The organism is Aeromicrobium panaciterrae (genome assembly GCF_031457275.1).
Lineage (GTDB): Bacteria > Actinomycetota > Actinomycetes > Propionibacteriales > Nocardioidaceae > Aeromicrobium > Aeromicrobium panaciterrae_A.
Window position 1 is genome coordinate 991,125 of record NZ_JAVDWH010000001.1, and the last position, 16,156, is coordinate 1,007,280.

Sequence of the window (16,156 nt, forward strand, 5' to 3'; positions counted from 1 at the left end):
GCGCGACCCCTCACCGGTGGTGAAGGGCCGCGCTGGATGGCGATGTGAATCAGGGGCGGCGTACGACGTACCCGCTGCTCCAGATCTTGTGCTTGCCGACGCGGGTGCCCGACTTCTGGGCTTCCCACATCTTGCCGCCACCGGCGTAGATCGCCGAGTGGTAGGCGCGACCATTGCTGATGAAGATCAGGATGTCGCCCTTCTTCTTCTTGCTCTTCGAGATGTGCTTGCCCTTGAGCTGAGCTCCCGACGTGCGACCGACCTTCTTGCCGGACTTCTTGTAGACGTACTGGACGAGTCCAGCGCAGTCAAAGGAGCCGGGGCCGTTGGCGCCGTACTTGTACGGGTCGCCCTTCTGCTTGCTGGCCCACTTGATGACTTTCTGGGCACGCGTGGGCTTCGGCTTGGGCTTCGGCTTGGGCTTCGGCTTGGGCGTCGGCTCATCCGTCTCGGCTGGAGGCGGTGCCGGTTCCGTCGCTTCCGACGCGGACGCCGGAGTCAGGAGTGCGGAGATGAGGTTGGGCGACGCAGGAGCGGTCTCGGCTGAAGCGGGTCCAGTGAGGCCAACAAATGCGATGGACGATGCCAGCAGAGCGCAGGCAAGAGTACGTGAACTGTTGCGCATGGATTCCTCAAGCACGCTTGCGAAAGATGACCTGTCGGGTTCAGGCGCGAGGTTGCCTGTCGAATTCGATTCACCCCAAGGCTCCGAGGAGCCGAACTGCCGGGTCTTCCGTGCCCATCACGGGTTCGATTTCTGCGGTCCTGATGGGCCTCAGCGTGGCCGCAGGTCGGCCCCGGTGGGGGTCAACGGGCCTAGACATTACCGGGAGGAGAGCGAATTTCTCGTATTCAAAGTCACAGATCGAGCGTGACTTGCGTCGCAGGACAGCGCTCTCAGAAGGGGACTGTGACGGTCGCCTAGGATGGAGTCATGACTGAAGTGTCGCTCGGTATGCCGTCTGTTGGTGGCAGCGTTCTGCTCGCTGATCCCCGCGGCTACTGCGCCGGAGTTGACCGTGCGGTGATCACGGTTGAGAAGGCTCTCGACCTCTACGGCTCGCCGGTCTACGTGCGCAAGGAGATCGTGCACAACAAGCATGTCGTCAACAACCTGCGTGACCGCGGCGCGATTTTCGTCGAAGAGCTCGACGAGGTGCCCGAGGGCGCAACTGTCGTGTTCTCGGCGCACGGTGTTTCGCCGATGGTGCACGCCGAAGCCGCCGAGCGCAGCCTCAAGACAATCGATGCCACCTGCCCGCTGGTGACGAAGGTGCACCACGAGGCTCGCCGCTTCGCCAGCGAGGGCTACAGCATCTTGCTGATCGGGCACGAAGGTCACGAAGAGGTTGAGGGCACTGCAGGCGAGGCACCTGACCACATCACGTTGGTGCAGACCCCCGACGATGTCGACGCGCTCGAGTTCCCCGAAGGCACCCGCCTCTCCTGGCTGTCACAGACGACGCTGAGTGTCGACGAAACGATGGAGACCGTACGTCGGTTGCGCCAGAAGTTCCCGCAGCTCGAAGATCCGCCCAGCGACGACATTTGCTACGCGACCCAGAACCGCCAGGTCGCGGTCAAGGAGATCGCCAAGAACGCCGATCTCGTGATTGTCGTCGGCTCGGCCAACTCCTCCAACTCGGTGCGCCTGGTCGAGGTTGCACTCGAGGCTGGCGCCAAAGCGTCCTACCGCATCGATGACATCTCCGAGATCGACGAGACGTGGCTCGATGGTGTCGAGAACGTTGGTGTCACCTCGGGCGCCTCTGTACCGGATGACCTGGTCCAGGAAGTGCTGGCTTATCTCGCAGAGCGCGGCCACCCTGGTGCTGAGGCCGTACGCACGGCTGACGAGAGCCTGATCTTCGCCCTGCCGCCCGAGCTCCGCAAGGACATGAAGAAGGCCGGCGTTCCCTACAAGTAGGTCCGTCCGCGTGGCGTCTGGTGACAGACTCTTCCCGTGGACATTGCGCTAACCCTCGTCACCCTGCTGGCGATCGCAGTTGCCGTGAGCGCAGCCGCCGGTCGGCTGGGGATGTCGGCGCCGCTCGTACTGATCGTCGTCGGGATCGTCGGGTCCTATCTGCCGTTCGTACCGGACTTCGAGCTGACTCCTGAGCTCGTGTTGATCGGGCTGTTGCCGCCGCTGTTGTATGCCGCCTCGATTCAGACCTCGCTGGTTGATTTCCGCGCCAACCGGCGGCCGATTGCGCTGCTCAGCGTTGGCTTGGTCCTGTTCACCACTGCCGGCGTTGGTTTGCTCGTGTGGTGGCTGCTCGACGTACCGCTGGCGGTCGCGCTTGCACTCGGTGCGGTCGTCGCGCCGCCGGATGCCGTGGCTGCGACGTCGATTGCTCGCCGCGTGGGACTCCCGCGCCGAGTCGTCACGATCCTTGAGGGCGAGAGCCTCGTGAACGACGCGACCGCGATCGTCACCTTGCGCGCGTCGATCGCTGCGATCGGCGGAACGGTCAGTGTCTGGGAGGTCGGCGCAAGCTTCGTGCTGTCCGCGATTGGAGGGGCGCTGATCGGCCTTCTTGTCGCGATCGTTGTCGGCAAAATCCGCAAGCTGATTCAGGACGACGTCACCGATGTCGCTGTCTCGCTGCTGACGCCCTGGATCGCCTATCTCCCCGCGGAGGAGATTCACATCCCCGGAGTCGAGGGCCACCCATCAGGTGTGCTCGCCGTGGTGGTCGCCGGAATCATCCTTGGCCACAAGTCACCGATCATTCAGTCGGCATCGTCTCGGCTCTTCGAGCGTACGAATTGGTCCACCATCTCGTACGTACTCGAGAACGCCATCTTCCTTCTGATCGGGCTGCAAGTGCGCTCGATCGTGGACGACCTTGGTGAGAGCACCGTGTCGGGCCCGCGCATTGCGGTCTCGTGCGCAGCCGTGCTTGCGGCCGTGATCCTGCTGCGAATCCTGTGGGTGTTCCCCGCGACGTACGCGGCACGCATGATCCCCAAGATCCGGGATGCCGAACCACGGCCTTCTCCTCGGGTCGTCTTCCTCGTGGCGTGGACCGGTATGCGCGGTGTCGTGACTCTGGCGGCGGTGTTCCTGCTGCCCGAGCACACCGAGAAGCGTGAGGTGTTGGTCCTGATGGCGTTTGTCGTCACGATCGGCACGCTCCTCATCCAGGGTCTGACGATCCCGACGCTCGTCCGTCTGCTCAAGGTGCCGGGGCCCGATCGGCATGAAGACCACCTGCAGGAGGCGACGGTCTATCAGGCGGTGGCCGACGAGGGCATGAAGTTCCTGGACGAAGAGGTCGAGGGCACGGTGTCTGATTCGGTCATGCACCGTCTTCGCGAGCGCGCTACGGATCGTACGAACGCCGTGTGGGAGCGACTTGGCGGCTCAGCGACACCCAGCGCGCAGTACTCACGTCTGCGGGCGGCCATGCTCGCCCGTGAACGTGACGAGCTGCTGCGCATACGGGCGCTCGGAAGCGTGGACCAGTCGATCCTGGCTCGTGTCATGAATGCGCTCGATGTCGAAGAGTCGATACTTGATCGCATGTACGAGGACGAGACGACGGCCAACCGCGAGACCGAGCTGCGGCCAACGTACGAGCAAGGCGGCCCGTGCGAGCACCTCTCAGCGGCAGTCGTCGTACCGCCACCCGTGACGCCGACGGGTTGCGAAGAATGCCTCGCGGACGGCGACGAGTGGGTGCACCTGCGTCTATGTATGGAGTGTGGCCACGTCGGTTGCTGTGACTCGTCGCCGAATACGCACGCAACCAAGCATTTCCACGAGTCGGGACACGCCGTGATGCGCAGCTTCGAACCCGGTGAAGCCTGGCGCTGGTGCTACATCGACGAAGTATTGGGCTGACGATCCGGAGCAGTCATGATGCGCAGGGCGATGATGCCGAGCGCAAGGCCGTGACCCAGCACCAACGTCTTGCCGTGATCGATCGTCGAGGCGATGAGGCGACCAATGAAGCCTGCATCGTCGGAGAGCCCGTTGACCTGGATCGCGTCGGCCCAGAACATCGAGACCACAGCCAACGCGCCAATCATCAGAGCTGGTGGGAACACGCCAGCCTGGAACAGCGACTCGAGATCGACCGCCATCGCGACGGTCACGACAATCAGTACGAAGCTGAGTGAGAACAGGAAGCCGAGGCTGCCGTCGGTCAGGTCGAGACCGGTGAGCGCCGCCATGGCGATGACCGCGATGCGGATCGCCTCGCGAGCATTCAGATCGTGCCCTGCACGCTGTGGGCGTGAGGGCGACTCGACCGGGTGCGCGTCCATACCTTCATCATGCGCCGCCACGATGACACTTTGGGGGAGGCGACTGATAGGAACGACACGTGGGAATCATTGAGACCGAGCGCCTGATCCTGCGTCCCTTCACGCACGATGACGCTCCACGGGTGCTCGACATCCAGAGCCGTCTCGACGTAATCCGGTGGCTGAGTGATCCGCCGTTCATACCGATGCCTGATCTCGACGAGGCTCGCGCCTGGATCGACAACTGGAACACCGGCGACATTGGGCCGCTCAACTGCGGATATGCGATCGAGGTACGCGACACCGGAGTTCTGGCCGGCACCGCGATGATCGTCCAGGTTCCCTACCCGATCAACGACGAACGGCAGGTCGGCTGGCATCTGCACCCCGACTCCTCGGGTCACGGCTATGCGACCGAGGCGGCAGTCGCCGTGATCGACCAGGCGTTTGTGGCGGGACTCGATGAGATCTGGTGCGGGATGTACCCCGACAACGAGGCGTCAGCGCGTGTCGCTCGCCGACTCGGTCTGGTCGAACGCGGACTCGTCCCGGATCCCTGGTACCTGGGCTATTCGCGCTACTTCACAGCCACCCGCGACGAGTGGGCCAAGCGATGATCGAGACTGAGCGCCTCGTCTTGCGCCTCTACACGCATGACGACGCCGATCGGCTGTTCGACATGATGCGTCGCATCGAGGTGGCCAAATGGAGTGGCGAGGGCGTTCCGATGAAGACGATCGACGAAGCTCACACGCGAATCGATCGGATGCCGAGCCGCGCGGGCGACCGCCCCGAAGCCGGCGTGTTCGCCGTTGAACGCAAGGACAACGGTGTCGTCGCCGGCATGGCTGTGCTTGTGCCCATTCCTGCGAGCAAGGATGTCGACCGCGAGGACGAGGAGATTGGGTGGCACCTACATCCTGATTCGTGGGGCAATGGCTTCGCCACCGAGGCGGCAAGCGCGCTCGTTGCCCGGGGATTTGCGGCCGGTTTGACCGAGCTCTACGCCGTGACTAAGCCCGACAACGGTCCGTCGCAGGCCGTTTGTCGGCGGCTCGGTATGGAGGACCTTGGCCTGCGTACGGACTGGTACGACCAAGAGCTCCGTGCCTTCTGTCTGAAGGGTCCCGGCGAGCCCGTAAAGTAGCCCCTTGTGGCTCTCTCCATCGGCATCGTCGGACTCCCCAACGCGGGCAAGTCGACCCTTTTCAATGCCCTCACCAAGAACAACGTCCTAGCGGCCAACTACCCGTTCGCGACGATCGAGCCCAACGTCGGAGTCGTCGGCGTACCCGACGCCCGACTCGGCAAGCTTGCCGAGATCTTCGGCTCGGAGAAGATCCTCCCCGCGACAGTGCAGTTCGTCGACATCGCCGGCATCGTCCGTGGTGCATCCGAAGGCGAGGGGATGGGCAACAAGTTCCTCTCCCACATCCGCGAATCCGACGCGATCTGCCAGGTCACCCGGGTGTTCCGCGACGAGGATGTCACACACGTCGACGGCGACGTGAACCCCGCCAACGACATCGAGACGATCTCGATCGAGCTGGCTCTGGCCGACCTTCAGACTCTCGAGAACGCGTTGCCGCGCCTCGACAAGGAGTCGCGCAAGGACAAGTCGCTCGTGCCCGCGTACGAGGAAGCCAAGAAGGCCAAGGAGTCGCTCGAGGCAGGCGTCGGTGTCCAGAAGGCCGGTCTCGATCTCGAGCTCCTACGCGATCTGCACCTGATGACCTCGAAGCGCTTCATCTACGTCTTCAACTGCGATCACGATGAGCTCAGCGATGAGTCGATCAAACAGCAGATGAGCGCGCTGGTCGCGCCGTCCGAGGCGATCTTCCTCGACGCCAAGTCCGAAGCCGAACTCGTCGAGCTCGGCGATGACGAAGAGGCTGAGGCCATGCGTGCCGAAATGCTGGCTGACATGGGTGTCGACGAGCCCGGTCTCGACGCACTTGCTCGCGTGGGCTTCGACACGCTCGGTCTGCAGACGTACCTCACCGCAGGCCCCAAGGAGTCGCGCGCGTGGACGATCCCCAAGGGTGCAACTGCTCCGCAGGCTGCTGGCGTGATCCACACGGACTTCGAGCGCGGCTTCATCAAGGCTGAGATCGTCTCGTTCGCTGATCTCGTCGATGCTGGTTCCATGAACGCTGCCAAGTCGGTCGGCAAGGTTCGCATGGAGGGCAAGGACTACGTCATGACAGACGGCGACGTAGTCGAGTTCCGCTTCAACGTCTGAGCTCCGGCTCGGGTGCTTACGCCAGCGACGTGAGCCGTCAGTCTGTGCTTGCGGGAAGTCCCAGTCCCCGACGTATCTTCGCCCCATCGGATGCGCCCCTGTCGCCCGCTTTGCGAAAGTCCGTACCGAAAGCGGCCAAGTACGTGGCGGAAGTCTTCGCTGACAGGGCCCTCTTCGTAGCGTCGTAGACCACGGCCTCTTGCCGCGCAAGATCGCTGATGAGTCCTGCGACCAATGACGGCCACGAATAGTTCTTCAGACACCTGATTTCCTCGTCGAGACCTTGTGCGTACACCGTGGTGGCCTTCTTCAGCGCTGACCATGAAATTGCGCCGGCGTTGTGTCTGCTGATCGCAGTGTTCAAAGCGTCCCCGGCCTCATTCGCCGGTTTGACACAACTTAGGTAGTGCGCCGCAGCCTCGTGATCGATGACGAAGAAGTTCATCGGCTTTCCGCTTGCTGCCGCATGCTGTGGCGTTTCAAGAACTGTGGCGCGCACCGTGATCGCTCCGGCATTGGTCGTTGGCGCTCTGAGCGTGAATGAGCCGTTGTTGGCCGTCGTCACGGGGGCACCGACAGAAACCCAGGTTGTCCCATCGACGGTTGCTTCGAGCGTCACCGCACGGCCTAGTTCTGCTGGCGAGACAGTGCCGATGACAGTCACCTTCTCGTCGAGCGCTACTTCGGTCGGTCCTTCTAGATGTGACTTGATTGCAGTCGCTTCTAGAACGGTGATCGCTAGTTCGCGAGAGACGACCGTTTTGTCTCCATTGACCAGGACGACCCGAAGGCTGGTTTTTACTCGAGAGCCGGGCTTGTAACTGAACGTGTAGGCGCCTGAACTGTCGGTGATTGTCGCTTGTCCGGTTGGTTCGAACGCGGACCCTCGTGTCGACGACTGAAGTTCGACCTCCAGACCGGCCACTTTGTCGCTGAATGCGCCAGACAGTGTGATCGTGTCGGCAGGTCCGACCTTGGATCTTGACGCGACGAATGACACGGATTGGCCTGCGCAAGCCGAGAGCGAAATCAGTAGGAGCAGTGCCAGGAGCGAGTTTCGGGTGTTGCGGCCTGTGCGGAGCAGGTCAAGCGAATGCGGCATTGGCACGTCCCCTACGAGTCGTAGAGACTCTACGCGGCACATACGACCACCGATCCGGAGTTCGCACTTGTGATTCCACGGAGCTCTCAGTTCGGTGGTTCCTCAGTGCTTTCCGTGGATCCACCTAGGGTTGTGTGATGCAGGTTTCTCTGGAGGTGCTCGACGTTCGGATCGACGTTGAGCTGCCGACCTCCGTTGACCCGCGCGTGAAGGATCAGGTGGAGTGGGCGTGGCAGCACTGCCTAGCTCGGTCCGGTGGGCTTGCGGCGCGACGTGTGGCCTGGCGGGGACACGACAGCGCAACTGGCATGCACCTGCTGTCGCAGGACGTGACCCGCGCTGCGATTGATGCGCGGGCCGGGCAGGCGGTGATGCTTCACGCTGCGGCCATCGCCAACCCAGACTCCGGCGCGGCACTCGCCGTTGTTGGAGCTTCGGGCGCCGGCAAGACAACCTGGGTACAGGCCAATGGCGGCAACCGTCGTTACATCTCCGATGAAGCTGTATTGATCACGAGCGATCTCCAGATATTTGGCATTCCCAAACCGCTCTCGCTCGGTCACTACGGCATCAAGGAGCAGGTCGCTCCCGTCGAGTTCGGATTGAGTGAGGCGAACGGAACCGAATACCTCGCTGGCCTGTGGATTCTCGATCGCGACGACGCTGCAACAACCCTGCTCGAGGACGTCGAGATTCTCGATGCCTTGCCGCTGCTCGCGCAGCAGGCTTCCTACCTGAACGCACTTGCCCAACCGCTCCATCAGTTGGCTGCGGTCGTCTCGGGAAGCGGTGGGCTAAGACGAGCCCGCTATCGCGAGGCGTCTGACCTGTCCGAACTCGTTGCGGAATCATTGGCATGAGAGTTACGCGTGGCGCACTCAGTGACATCTTCGAACACGGAAACGAATCCGTGGTGATGGCTGGATCGAACGTTGTTCGGCTCTCCGAACTTGCGACGTTTCTGGTTGGTGGACTGACGGTTTCGCGCACCAGCGACGAACTCGCCGCGATGCTTGTCGATCAATTCGGTGAACCAGTCGACGCGGACGCGCGTGATCTGGTCGAGCGCATGCTCAGTCAACTCGCAGCACTCGAAATCGTGGAAATCGACCTATGACAGAACGACCATTGGCAACCAGCGAAGCTCGGGATGTCTTGGCAGCGATGGTGGCCCGGGTGGCGCAGGACGCCCATCTTGATTTGCTGTTAGTCAAGGGACCATCGCTCTCGTTCCACGGCCTCCGCGCCGAACGCGGCTGGGGTGACGTCGACATCCTGGTGCGACCTGACCACGCGGGACCCTTGCGTCGGCTACTCGAAAAGTCCGGGTGGGCCGCGTTCAACGAGCCGTCGCAGTACCCGTTGATCGCCGTCCCACACGCCATCACGCTGATCCATCCCCGCTGGCACACCGAGATTGATCTCCATACGTTCTTCCCCGGCTGCTACGCAGATCCCGAATCGACCTTCACGCAACTTTGGGAAGAGCAGACATGCATTGAGTTGGCGCATCAGCCCGTGCCGTGCACCGGTCTCATTGGATCGGCGCTGATCGCGGCGGTGAACTTGGCCCGCATGCCGATGGAGCCTCGAAGTCTCGTGGAGGTGGAGCAATGGAATGCTGCCGTCTCCCGATGGTCTGACGCCGACAAGTCTTCGCTCACTCGCCTTGCTGCTGACTGCCGTGCTTCTGAAGTGGTGGCGCCTCTGTTCGCCACGGTCGACATATCGCCACTTGATCATGGCGCTATGACCAAAGACGACTGGGCAGACTGGCGGAATCGCGTGTTGGGCGGAGGGCGCACCGGCTACGGGTGGTGGGTCGCCTTTCGGCGTGCTCCACTTCGTCGCAAACCACGGCAGCTGATGCGGGCCCTCTCATTTGACCCGCAAGCCGCAGCGGGTGGGCTGCCGCAGCCCACAGGTTGGTCCCGTTTGCGCCAGGTAGCGCGTCGGATCGGTCAAGGAATCGCGAAGGCCGTCAGGTGGAACTCATGATCAATCCCAGCAACGAGTGGCGTATCCGAAGTGACGTGGCCTGGGTTGGCGATGAAGTTCGCGTCATTGCGGCCCATACGTCTCCACCCGACGCTGACGGGCCCCGCATTCTTGAGGGCGCAACCTCGTGGGTGTGGCTCCGCTTGTCGGCCCAAGAAGTCGTTGCGCTCGGCGATGGAGTCGCCGAGCAGGCACTCATCAACCTGGCGCTGAAGGCGCTCGCCGACGCCAAATTGATCGTTCCCGCCTAGCGGGAGTGAACTCTATTTGGGCTTGAAGATCTTGGGTGGGACCTTGTCAGGCAGCACGATCTGGGGCCTGCCAGGTCCCGGAGGGATGCCCGGGATCGGCGGCGGCACAATCTTGATGGCGGGAGGCACCGGAATTTGGGGGAGGTTTGGCTCCGGAATCGGGAGAGGGTTTTCAGCGGGAATCAGCGGGTCCGGGATCGTCAAGGTTGCGGCAGCCGCAGGCGGAGCGATGGTTGCTAGCGCAACAAACGGAGCCGTCCATGCGGTGGCGCGCAACATGGCGCGCCGAGAGAGGAGCGGATCGTCTCGCCTGCTCTCTGATTCACCCATGGACCAATGGTAGCGGGCTGGGTTGGGCTGACCACTCCAAATGCACCGAGGCGGACGCGGGGCCAGTCCTAGCTACCAGAGCGCTGGACGCTGGCGAGGAACGGCAGCAACACCTTGAGGAACGCATTCGGCTTCTCAATCATTGGACTGTGTCCAGATCCCTTGATGATGTGGGGCTTGAGCCCGGACTTCTCGTAGCGGGCAACGTTCGTCGCAGTCGGGGTCAGGTCATCCCGATCACCCCAGATGACAAGCACGGGCTTGCCAAGTGCGACGAGTTGATCAGCGACGGGCTCCTTCGCATTCATCTGATCCCCTGCTTTCGACTTGCAGACGCCGCGATAGGTCAGTTGCTCCAACGAACGGTGGGCCATTGCCGGCACCTTGAAGTTCTTCGCGAATCCAGTCTGGAGGGAGCCCTCGACCATGGCGTCCCAGTGCTTGAAGCGATCGATGGACTGCCCCATGACCGGCCAGCAGGCGGCCCGAGCCAGGATGGGCAGGGCGCGAAGTCCGGGACCGCCGAACGTGTCCGAGATGGCGACTCCATCGACGAGGCCAGGCTTTCGTTCGGCCACTGCAAGGGCCACGTGTCCGCCCATCGAGTGACCAACCAAGGTCACGTGCTGCAAGCCGAGCTCGGCCAAGGCGTTGATGACCGCGGAAGCTTGACCGGCTGCACCATAGGCATCAGTGTCGGTGGGCGCCTCCGAGCCGCCGTGCCCCACCAGATCGATGGCGACGACCCGGCGACCGGTCGCCGTCAGCGCCGGTATCACGTACTTCCACCACTCGATCGATGCTGAATAGCCGTGCAGCAGCACGATCGCATCATTGGCCGAGGCTGGACCGTACTCGCGCACATTGAGGTCCGGCCCCTCGAGCTTCAGAACGTGACCACCTGCGAAGCTTTCGGCAGCACGGGAATCCCGGTTGACGAGGAAGGTGTTGATGAGGAGCAGCGCAGCGATGGCGACGAAAGCGACAGCGACTCGGCGGCGGGTCATCGAGGCAGGCTATCGGACAGGCACCTTCACCATTCCTCGAATGCCGCGACGGAGCCCACGTTGTTCCGCGTACGATCGCGCTTGGGGGGCAACCAGATTGAGGTGCCCGAGATGAAGAATCGAAGTCAGCCATGACCGGATCTGACCTGCTGGACGGCTCGTCCTGGGTGACCGACGGCGGTCTTGAGACCGACCTGATCTTCAACCACGGAATCGACCTCCCGGAATTCGCCTCGTTCCCGCTCGTCGAGAACGCGGACGGTGTCGCTGTCCTTGAGCGCTACTACGCCGGGTACGCCGTGATCGCGGCTGCCGCTGGCGCGGGCCTACTGGTGGAGACACCGACGTGGCGTGCCAATCCCGACTGGGGTCAGGTGCTCGGCTACAACGCAGAGGGTCTGGACCGGGCCAATCGTGCTGCTGTCGACCTGGCGCGGCGGGCCGCGACGACATCCGGGCTCGACAGCACGCTGGTCAGCGGCGTCGTCGGACCCCGGGGCGACGGGTACCTGGCGGGCGGCGAGGACCCGGACGAGGCTGCCGAGTACCACTCCGCGCAGGTGCGATCCTTCGCCGCTGCAGGTGCTGATCTGGTCCATGGGATGACGATTACTGGGCCGGCCGAGGGAATCGGCATAGTGCGCGCCGCTCGTGACTCCGGGCTGCCCGTGGCGATCTCGTTCACGGTGGAGACCGACGGTGTGCTGCCAGACGGCAGCACGCTGGCGGCAGCGGTAGGCCGACTGGAGGCCGAAGCGCCGGCGGACTGGTACGGCGTGAACTGTGCCCACCCGACGCACGTGCTTCCTGCCTTGGACGGCGCTGCCTGGCAGCAGCGGCTCCGGTTCTTCCGACCGAACGCCTCGACGATGTCGCACGCCGAGCTCGACGAGATGGAAGTCCTAGACGCTGGCGACATGAGCCTGCTGTCGTCGTCGGCGAGCACGTTGCGAGGCCAGGTGCCGACACTCGGCGTTCTCGGCGGGTGCTGCGGAACCGACAGTCGGCACGTGGCAGCGCTCTGGGGCGTCTGACCGGGGTCGTCTAGCCCTTGATGCGGGCGCGTGCCTGCTCGAGCAGCGCCTGATATTCCTGGCTTCGGGCCGCGTCATACTTGGGATTCGGCTCGCCAAGGATGGTCGGGGCGCCCACGATCGGCGTCCAGTAGCCCTCGCACTCGAGCCAGCGGTGGTGCTCGATGCCGTTCTCGGCCAGCACTAGGTGGTGGTCGACCTTGTTGCCTGAGGGGTCGAGGCGGAACGACATCTCTGCGTGCACCTTGGCGAAGAACTCCAGGGTGCAGGGCACCGCCCCACCACGGGCACGAGCCTGCGCCTCTTGGTACAGCGGCATGAACGCCAGCGCGGTCTTGCCACCATCGGCCGGGTCACTCATTTTTGCGGTCCAGCCGGTCTTCGACTCGAGCCACTCGGCCTCACTCACATCATGGGCGGCTGCGATCGCAAACTCGCGCTGCTCATCACCAGCGGTGTCCGCCATCAAGGCGCACAGTTCCGCGTACTTCTCGATCGGGATCATGTTCAGACGGTAGAAGAGAGGTCGCAGGGTTCGCTAGGTTCCGGCGATGAAATCCGCAACGACTTCGCCGAGCTTTTCGCCGGCGTCCTCCTGCAGGAAGTGACCTGCCCCGAGGATCTGCACGTGCGGCTGGCCTGCGGCGCCAGGGACTCGCTCCTGGAAAATCGACTCCCACCCTCGCGTCGCCGGATCGCCATCGGAGTACGCCGTCAGGAAGGGTCGCTCGAACTGTTCCAGTGCGCGCATCGTGCGGCGACCGGTACGAGCGCCGACGTCGTTGCGGGTTAGGGGGAGCAGTGCGGTCATCTGCCTCAAGCCCGCTGTGTACGACTGGTCCGGGAACGGGGCGTCGTACGCCGCTAGCACGTCCGGGTCTGGTGGTGTCGAGGCGGTGGCGGCGATGAAGTCGCTTGCACGGAGCTCCTCGGCTCGCTGGGTGTAGAGCAGGTAGTCGACCAGCGCCTCCTCGAGTAGCACCCGAGACTCGCCGACTCCGTTGACTGCAAAGTCGAGCCGGTCGGCCAGGGCCGGATCGGCCGTGTGCAGGATGGTGTTAGCCGCAACGACGCGCGCGAATCGGTCAGGCTCCGCCGCGAGGACACTGAACCCGATTGGTCCGCCCCAGTCCTGGGCGACCAAGGTGATGTCGCGGAGGTCGAGGCCGGTGACCAGGCTCTGCGTCCACTCGATGTGCCGAGCGAAGGTGTAGTCGGTGTTGCGTACGGGCTTGTCGGAACGACCGAACCCGATGTTGTCCGGAGCGATCACCCGAATCCCGCGACCTGCGAGCACCGGTACGACCTTGCGGTACAGGTAGGACCAGGTTGGTTGGCCGTGGAGCAGCAACGCAACGGGGCCATCGGCGGGTCCCTCGTCGAGATAGTGCATCCGTACCGGATCCATGCCCTCGGCCTCGACGTCGCGGAAGTTCGGCGTGAACGGGTAGTCCGGCAGATTGTCGAAGCGGGAGTCCGGGGTTCGGAGTGCGTGATGTGTCACGCGCACCATTGTGAACTCATCGCGCGTTGCATTGGATTCCGACCTTGTGCATCCTGTCGATCTCAGTCACGCCCCCGTGGACCGTCTCCAAGTACTGGTCGTTCGCAGCTTCGAATCGCTCTTGATCGCCTGTCTGAGCCGCAGCAAAGACGGGGGCGTCAGCTGCATCGGAGAATCGCCGGTATGCATCGAACGCGTCAGCTGCTTTGCGGTCTGCCGCTGTCACCCGGATTGATTCGACTTCGGCGTCGAAGTCCTGAATGGCGGCGACCAGTTTCTCGTGCTTGGTCAAGAACTCCTCGGTTGACACCACGTTCCCGATGTCGAACGCCAAGACCTGAGTGAGGAGCTTCCCGCACAGGGCGTTGACTTGTGTGACGTAGTCAGCCTGGACGGACGGAGAGGGCTTTGAGGGCGCGTCATTCGAGTCGGTACATCCGGTTACCAAGGCTGCCAGGAGAAGTGCTGCCCCCAGCGTCAACCGCCATCGTTGGCTCATGCCGATCTCGCTCTCTGCCGCCAGCCGGATGCCCGTGAGCCTGCGACAGCCCGGTCGGTCAGATCAGGCTAACCGCGACCAACGGTGACTCGCAGTCGTATTTATGGTTCTTCATCGTGGGCCAGGTATGCAGCAGCAGGAGTGTGACGGACTCCTGCGCTGCAGTGAAAGTGTGAGGTCACGGGGTTGATCCTCTCTCCGCGGCCCCGCGGCTCGGGCACACTTCCAATCAGGAGGTGGATGCGTGGGCGAAGTCGAGCCGTATGTGTTTCTGGCGTTGGCTGTGTTCGGCATCAATTTGCTGCCTGCCTTCGGCCCCCCGACCTGGGCCGTTCTCGTCCTGTTCCATCTGCACGGGGACTACACCGTTCCACTCTTGGTTCTCGTTGGTGCGCTCTCGGCAGCTACTGGCCGGCTCCTGCTGGCACAGGCCACCCGTAGCCTGGCCCGCTACCTTCCCCGTCGTCATCGTGAGAACTTCATCGCCGCTGGCGAACTGCTCGAGCGGCGCCAACGACACGGTGCGGCGGTCCTCGCACTTTTCGCACTCTCGCCTGTCCCGTCAGCTCAACTGTTCGAGGCAGCGGGTCTGATGACGATCAGGCTGATTCCGCTGACCGCAGCATTCTTCGCCGGACGTACTGTCAGCTATTCGCTGTACGTCGGAGGTGCGCGGGCTCTGAGTAACACCGACACAGGCAGCGTGCTGCTGTCGTCGCTCACGTCTCCCTGGGGATTGGGGTTGGAAATCCTCATGATCGTCGCCCTCGTCCTGCTTGCCAGAGTGGATTGGCGCAAGCGGTTACACCGCGACCCGCAGTCGTGACCGTCTCAACGAGACCGGACTGATCTACTAGTCCGCATGACGACCCCTTCTTTCGACCGTCCGCTGCGTGTCATCCAGTGGACGACAGGCAATATCGGCAGCCGTTCACTCCACGCGATCCTCGCTCGACCGGACTACGAGCTGGTCGGTGTGTACGCGCACGGTGACGACAAGGTCGGCCGCGATGCAGCTGAGCTGTGCAACTGGCCCGAGCCGACCGGCATCAAGGCCACCAACGACATCGACGAGCTGATCGCCCTCGCTCCCGATGCGTGTTGCTACAACCCGTTGTGGCAGAACGTCGACGAGCTCGAGCGCTTGCTCACGGCGGGAATCAACATCGTGGCCACCGCAGCGTGGATCACCGGAGGCAAGCTTTCGGATGCCGACCAGGCGCGTATCGCCAAGGCGTGCGAAGTCGGCAAGTCGACGATCTTCGGCTCGGGTGCTCACCCGGGCATCACCAACATGGTCGGCATGGTCTTGTCCGGAGCCTGCGAGCGAGTCGATGAAATCCGGATCACCGAGTCGGTGGACTGCTCGACGTACGAGTCAGGCGACACCATGAGTCACATGGGCTTCGGCCGAGAGCTGATGACCCCCGGACTCGAGGATTTCGTGCGTGAGGAGAGTGAGGTCTTCGCCGAGTCCGCCGCGATGATGACCGAGGCCATGGGACTCACCGTCGATCGCCTCTCGTTCGACGTTGTGTTCACGCCGGCCGATGAGGACGCCGACCTCGGGTTCATGAAGATCCCCAAGGGCACCATCGCTGGCGTATACGGCTTCCACCGCGCGTGGGTTGGTGACAAGAACGTCGTGTCGGTCGGGTTCAACTGGATTATGGGCATCGTCACGCCGCCCAAGAAGATCGCTCACGGCCATGTCATCCAGGTCTTCGGCCGCCCGAACTTCCGTACCGTGATCAACTGCCTGCCGCCCGCTGACTGGGACGAAGCGGGCTACATGGGCCCCGGCATGATCTACACCGCGATGCCAGCGACCAACGCGATTCCGTACGTCGTGGCTGCAGAACCAGGCGTAGTAACCCTCAAGGATTTGCCTGTGATTACAGGTCGCAGCTACTAGGAGCGCTGCTACCTTCAACT

Annotated in this window: 20 protein-coding genes and 1 riboswitch; of the genes, 12 read left to right on the plus strand and 8 right to left on the minus strand. The window is 63.2% G+C overall.

The features are described 5' to 3' along the window. Positions 1-49: 49 nt before the first annotated feature. On the minus strand, positions 50-625 hold the full coding sequence (locus tag J2X11_RS05185) for a C40 family peptidase (protein WP_309967478.1): 576 nt from the start codon (positions 623-625) through the stop codon (positions 50-52). Continuing rightward, a riboswitch (cyclic di-AMP (ydaO/yuaA leader) is annotated at positions 625-772 on the minus strand. It overlaps the preceding gene by 1 nt. Positions 773-934: 162 nt before the next feature. Here J2X11_RS05185 and J2X11_RS05190 point away from each other — a divergent pair. Continuing rightward, positions 935-1,927 (plus strand): 4-hydroxy-3-methylbut-2-enyl diphosphate reductase, encoded by a 993-nt coding sequence (locus J2X11_RS05190; protein WP_309967481.1) that lies wholly within the window; start codon positions 935-937, stop codon positions 1,925-1,927. Between the two features lie 36 nt (positions 1,928-1,963). Next, entirely contained in the window at positions 1,964-3,850 is a 1,887-nt protein-coding gene (locus J2X11_RS05195; RefSeq protein WP_309967485.1) for a Na+/H+ antiporter, read from the plus strand. On the opposite strand, the gene J2X11_RS05200 is transcribed toward J2X11_RS05195, so the two are convergent. Further along, positions 3,826-4,296: a DUF6542 domain-containing protein gene (locus J2X11_RS05200; protein WP_309967488.1), complete on the minus strand. Its 471-nt coding sequence runs from the start codon at positions 4,294-4,296 to the stop codon at positions 3,826-3,828. The two genes, J2X11_RS05195 and J2X11_RS05200, sit on opposite strands and share 25 nt — an antisense overlap. Before the next feature lie 38 nt (positions 4,297-4,334). On the opposite strand from J2X11_RS05200, the gene J2X11_RS05205 reads away from it, so the two are divergent. From J2X11_RS05205 to ychF, 3 genes are read left to right on the plus strand one after another with little or no spacing between them, the layout of a single operon-like run. Next, complete coding sequence (locus J2X11_RS05205) at positions 4,335-4,871, plus strand: GNAT family N-acetyltransferase (protein ID WP_309967491.1); 537 nt, start codon at positions 4,335-4,337, stop codon at positions 4,869-4,871. After that, a complete protein-coding gene (locus J2X11_RS05210) occupies positions 4,868-5,401 on the plus strand; it encodes a GNAT family N-acetyltransferase (RefSeq protein ID WP_309967494.1) in 534 nt (177 codons plus the stop codon). The genes J2X11_RS05205 and J2X11_RS05210 overlap by 4 nt, the downstream gene beginning before the upstream one ends. 6 nt (positions 5,402-5,407) lie before the next feature. After that, positions 5,408-6,496, plus strand: coding sequence for a redox-regulated ATPase YchF (ychF, locus tag J2X11_RS05215; RefSeq protein WP_309967497.1), 1,089 nt, complete (start codon positions 5,408-5,410; stop codon positions 6,494-6,496). Positions 6,497-6,533: 37 nt separating this feature from the next. Here ychF and J2X11_RS05220 read toward each other — a convergent pair whose 3' ends face one another. Further along, positions 6,534-7,496 carry a hypothetical protein gene (locus J2X11_RS05220; protein WP_309967499.1) on the minus strand — a complete coding sequence of 321 codons (963 nt, stop codon included), beginning with the start codon at positions 7,494-7,496 and terminating at the stop codon, positions 6,534-6,536. Between the two features lie 239 nt (positions 7,497-7,735). Between J2X11_RS05220 and J2X11_RS05225 the strand changes: the two genes are divergently transcribed. The 4 genes from J2X11_RS05225 to J2X11_RS05240 are packed head-to-tail and all read left to right on the plus strand — an operon-like array spanning position 7,736 to position 9,847. Next, a complete protein-coding gene (locus J2X11_RS05225; protein WP_309967502.1) occupies positions 7,736-8,458 on the plus strand; it encodes a hypothetical protein in 723 nt (240 codons plus the stop codon). Next, positions 8,455-8,715 carry a PqqD family peptide modification chaperone gene (locus tag J2X11_RS05230; protein ID WP_309967505.1) on the plus strand — a complete coding sequence of 87 codons (261 nt, stop codon included), beginning with the start codon at positions 8,455-8,457 and terminating at the stop codon, positions 8,713-8,715. Before J2X11_RS05225 ends, J2X11_RS05230 begins: the two co-directional genes overlap by 4 nt. After that, entirely contained in the window at positions 8,712-9,596 is an 885-nt protein-coding gene (locus J2X11_RS05235) for a nucleotidyltransferase family protein (protein WP_309967509.1), read from the plus strand. The genes J2X11_RS05230 and J2X11_RS05235 overlap by 4 nt, the downstream gene beginning before the upstream one ends. Continuing rightward, positions 9,593-9,847 (plus strand): hypothetical protein, encoded by a 255-nt coding sequence (locus J2X11_RS05240; protein ID WP_309967512.1) that lies wholly within the window; start codon positions 9,593-9,595, stop codon positions 9,845-9,847. The genes J2X11_RS05235 and J2X11_RS05240 overlap by 4 nt, the downstream gene beginning before the upstream one ends. Before the next feature lie 12 nt (positions 9,848-9,859). Here the strand turns inward: J2X11_RS05240 and J2X11_RS05245 are convergent, their stop codons facing one another. Further along, positions 9,860-10,177, minus strand: a complete 318-nt coding sequence (locus J2X11_RS05245; RefSeq protein WP_309967515.1) for a hypothetical protein — start codon at positions 10,175-10,177, stop codon at positions 9,860-9,862. A 68-nt stretch (positions 10,178-10,245) separates the two neighbouring features. After that, complete coding sequence (locus J2X11_RS05250) at positions 10,246-11,184, minus strand: alpha/beta fold hydrolase (RefSeq protein ID WP_309967516.1); 939 nt, start codon at positions 11,182-11,184, stop codon at positions 10,246-10,248. Positions 11,185-11,315: 131 nt separating this feature from the next. Between J2X11_RS05250 and J2X11_RS05255 the strand changes: the two genes are divergently transcribed. Next, a complete protein-coding gene (locus J2X11_RS05255) occupies positions 11,316-12,218 on the plus strand; it encodes a homocysteine S-methyltransferase family protein (RefSeq protein WP_309967518.1) in 903 nt (300 codons plus the stop codon). Positions 12,219-12,228: 10 nt separating this feature from the next. Here J2X11_RS05255 and J2X11_RS05260 read toward each other — a convergent pair whose 3' ends face one another. Genes J2X11_RS05260 through J2X11_RS05270 form a run of 3 tightly spaced genes read right to left on the minus strand, consistent with a single transcriptional unit; the run spans position 12,229 to position 14,203 of the window. After that, positions 12,229-12,723: a hypothetical protein gene (locus tag J2X11_RS05260; protein WP_309967521.1), complete on the minus strand. Its 495-nt coding sequence runs from the start codon at positions 12,721-12,723 to the stop codon at positions 12,229-12,231. A 33-nt stretch (positions 12,724-12,756) separates the two neighbouring features. Beyond that, entirely contained in the window at positions 12,757-13,722 is a 966-nt protein-coding gene (locus J2X11_RS05265; protein WP_309967524.1) for a haloalkane dehalogenase, read from the minus strand. Between the two features lie 16 nt (positions 13,723-13,738). Then, complete coding sequence (locus J2X11_RS05270) at positions 13,739-14,203, minus strand: hypothetical protein (RefSeq protein WP_309967527.1); 465 nt, start codon at positions 14,201-14,203, stop codon at positions 13,739-13,741. Positions 14,204-14,465: 262 nt separating this feature from the next. On the opposite strand from J2X11_RS05270, the gene J2X11_RS05275 reads away from it, so the two are divergent. Together J2X11_RS05275 and J2X11_RS05280 are read left to right on the plus strand one after the other, a co-directional pair. Next, on the plus strand, positions 14,466-15,047 hold the full coding sequence (locus J2X11_RS05275) for a hypothetical protein (protein ID WP_309967530.1): 582 nt from the start codon (positions 14,466-14,468) through the stop codon (positions 15,045-15,047). Positions 15,048-15,083: 36 nt separating this feature from the next. Next, positions 15,084-16,136, plus strand: a complete 1,053-nt coding sequence (locus tag J2X11_RS05280; RefSeq protein ID WP_309967533.1) for an NAD(P)H-dependent amine dehydrogenase family protein — start codon at positions 15,084-15,086, stop codon at positions 16,134-16,136. Positions 16,137-16,156 lie beyond the last annotated feature (20 nt).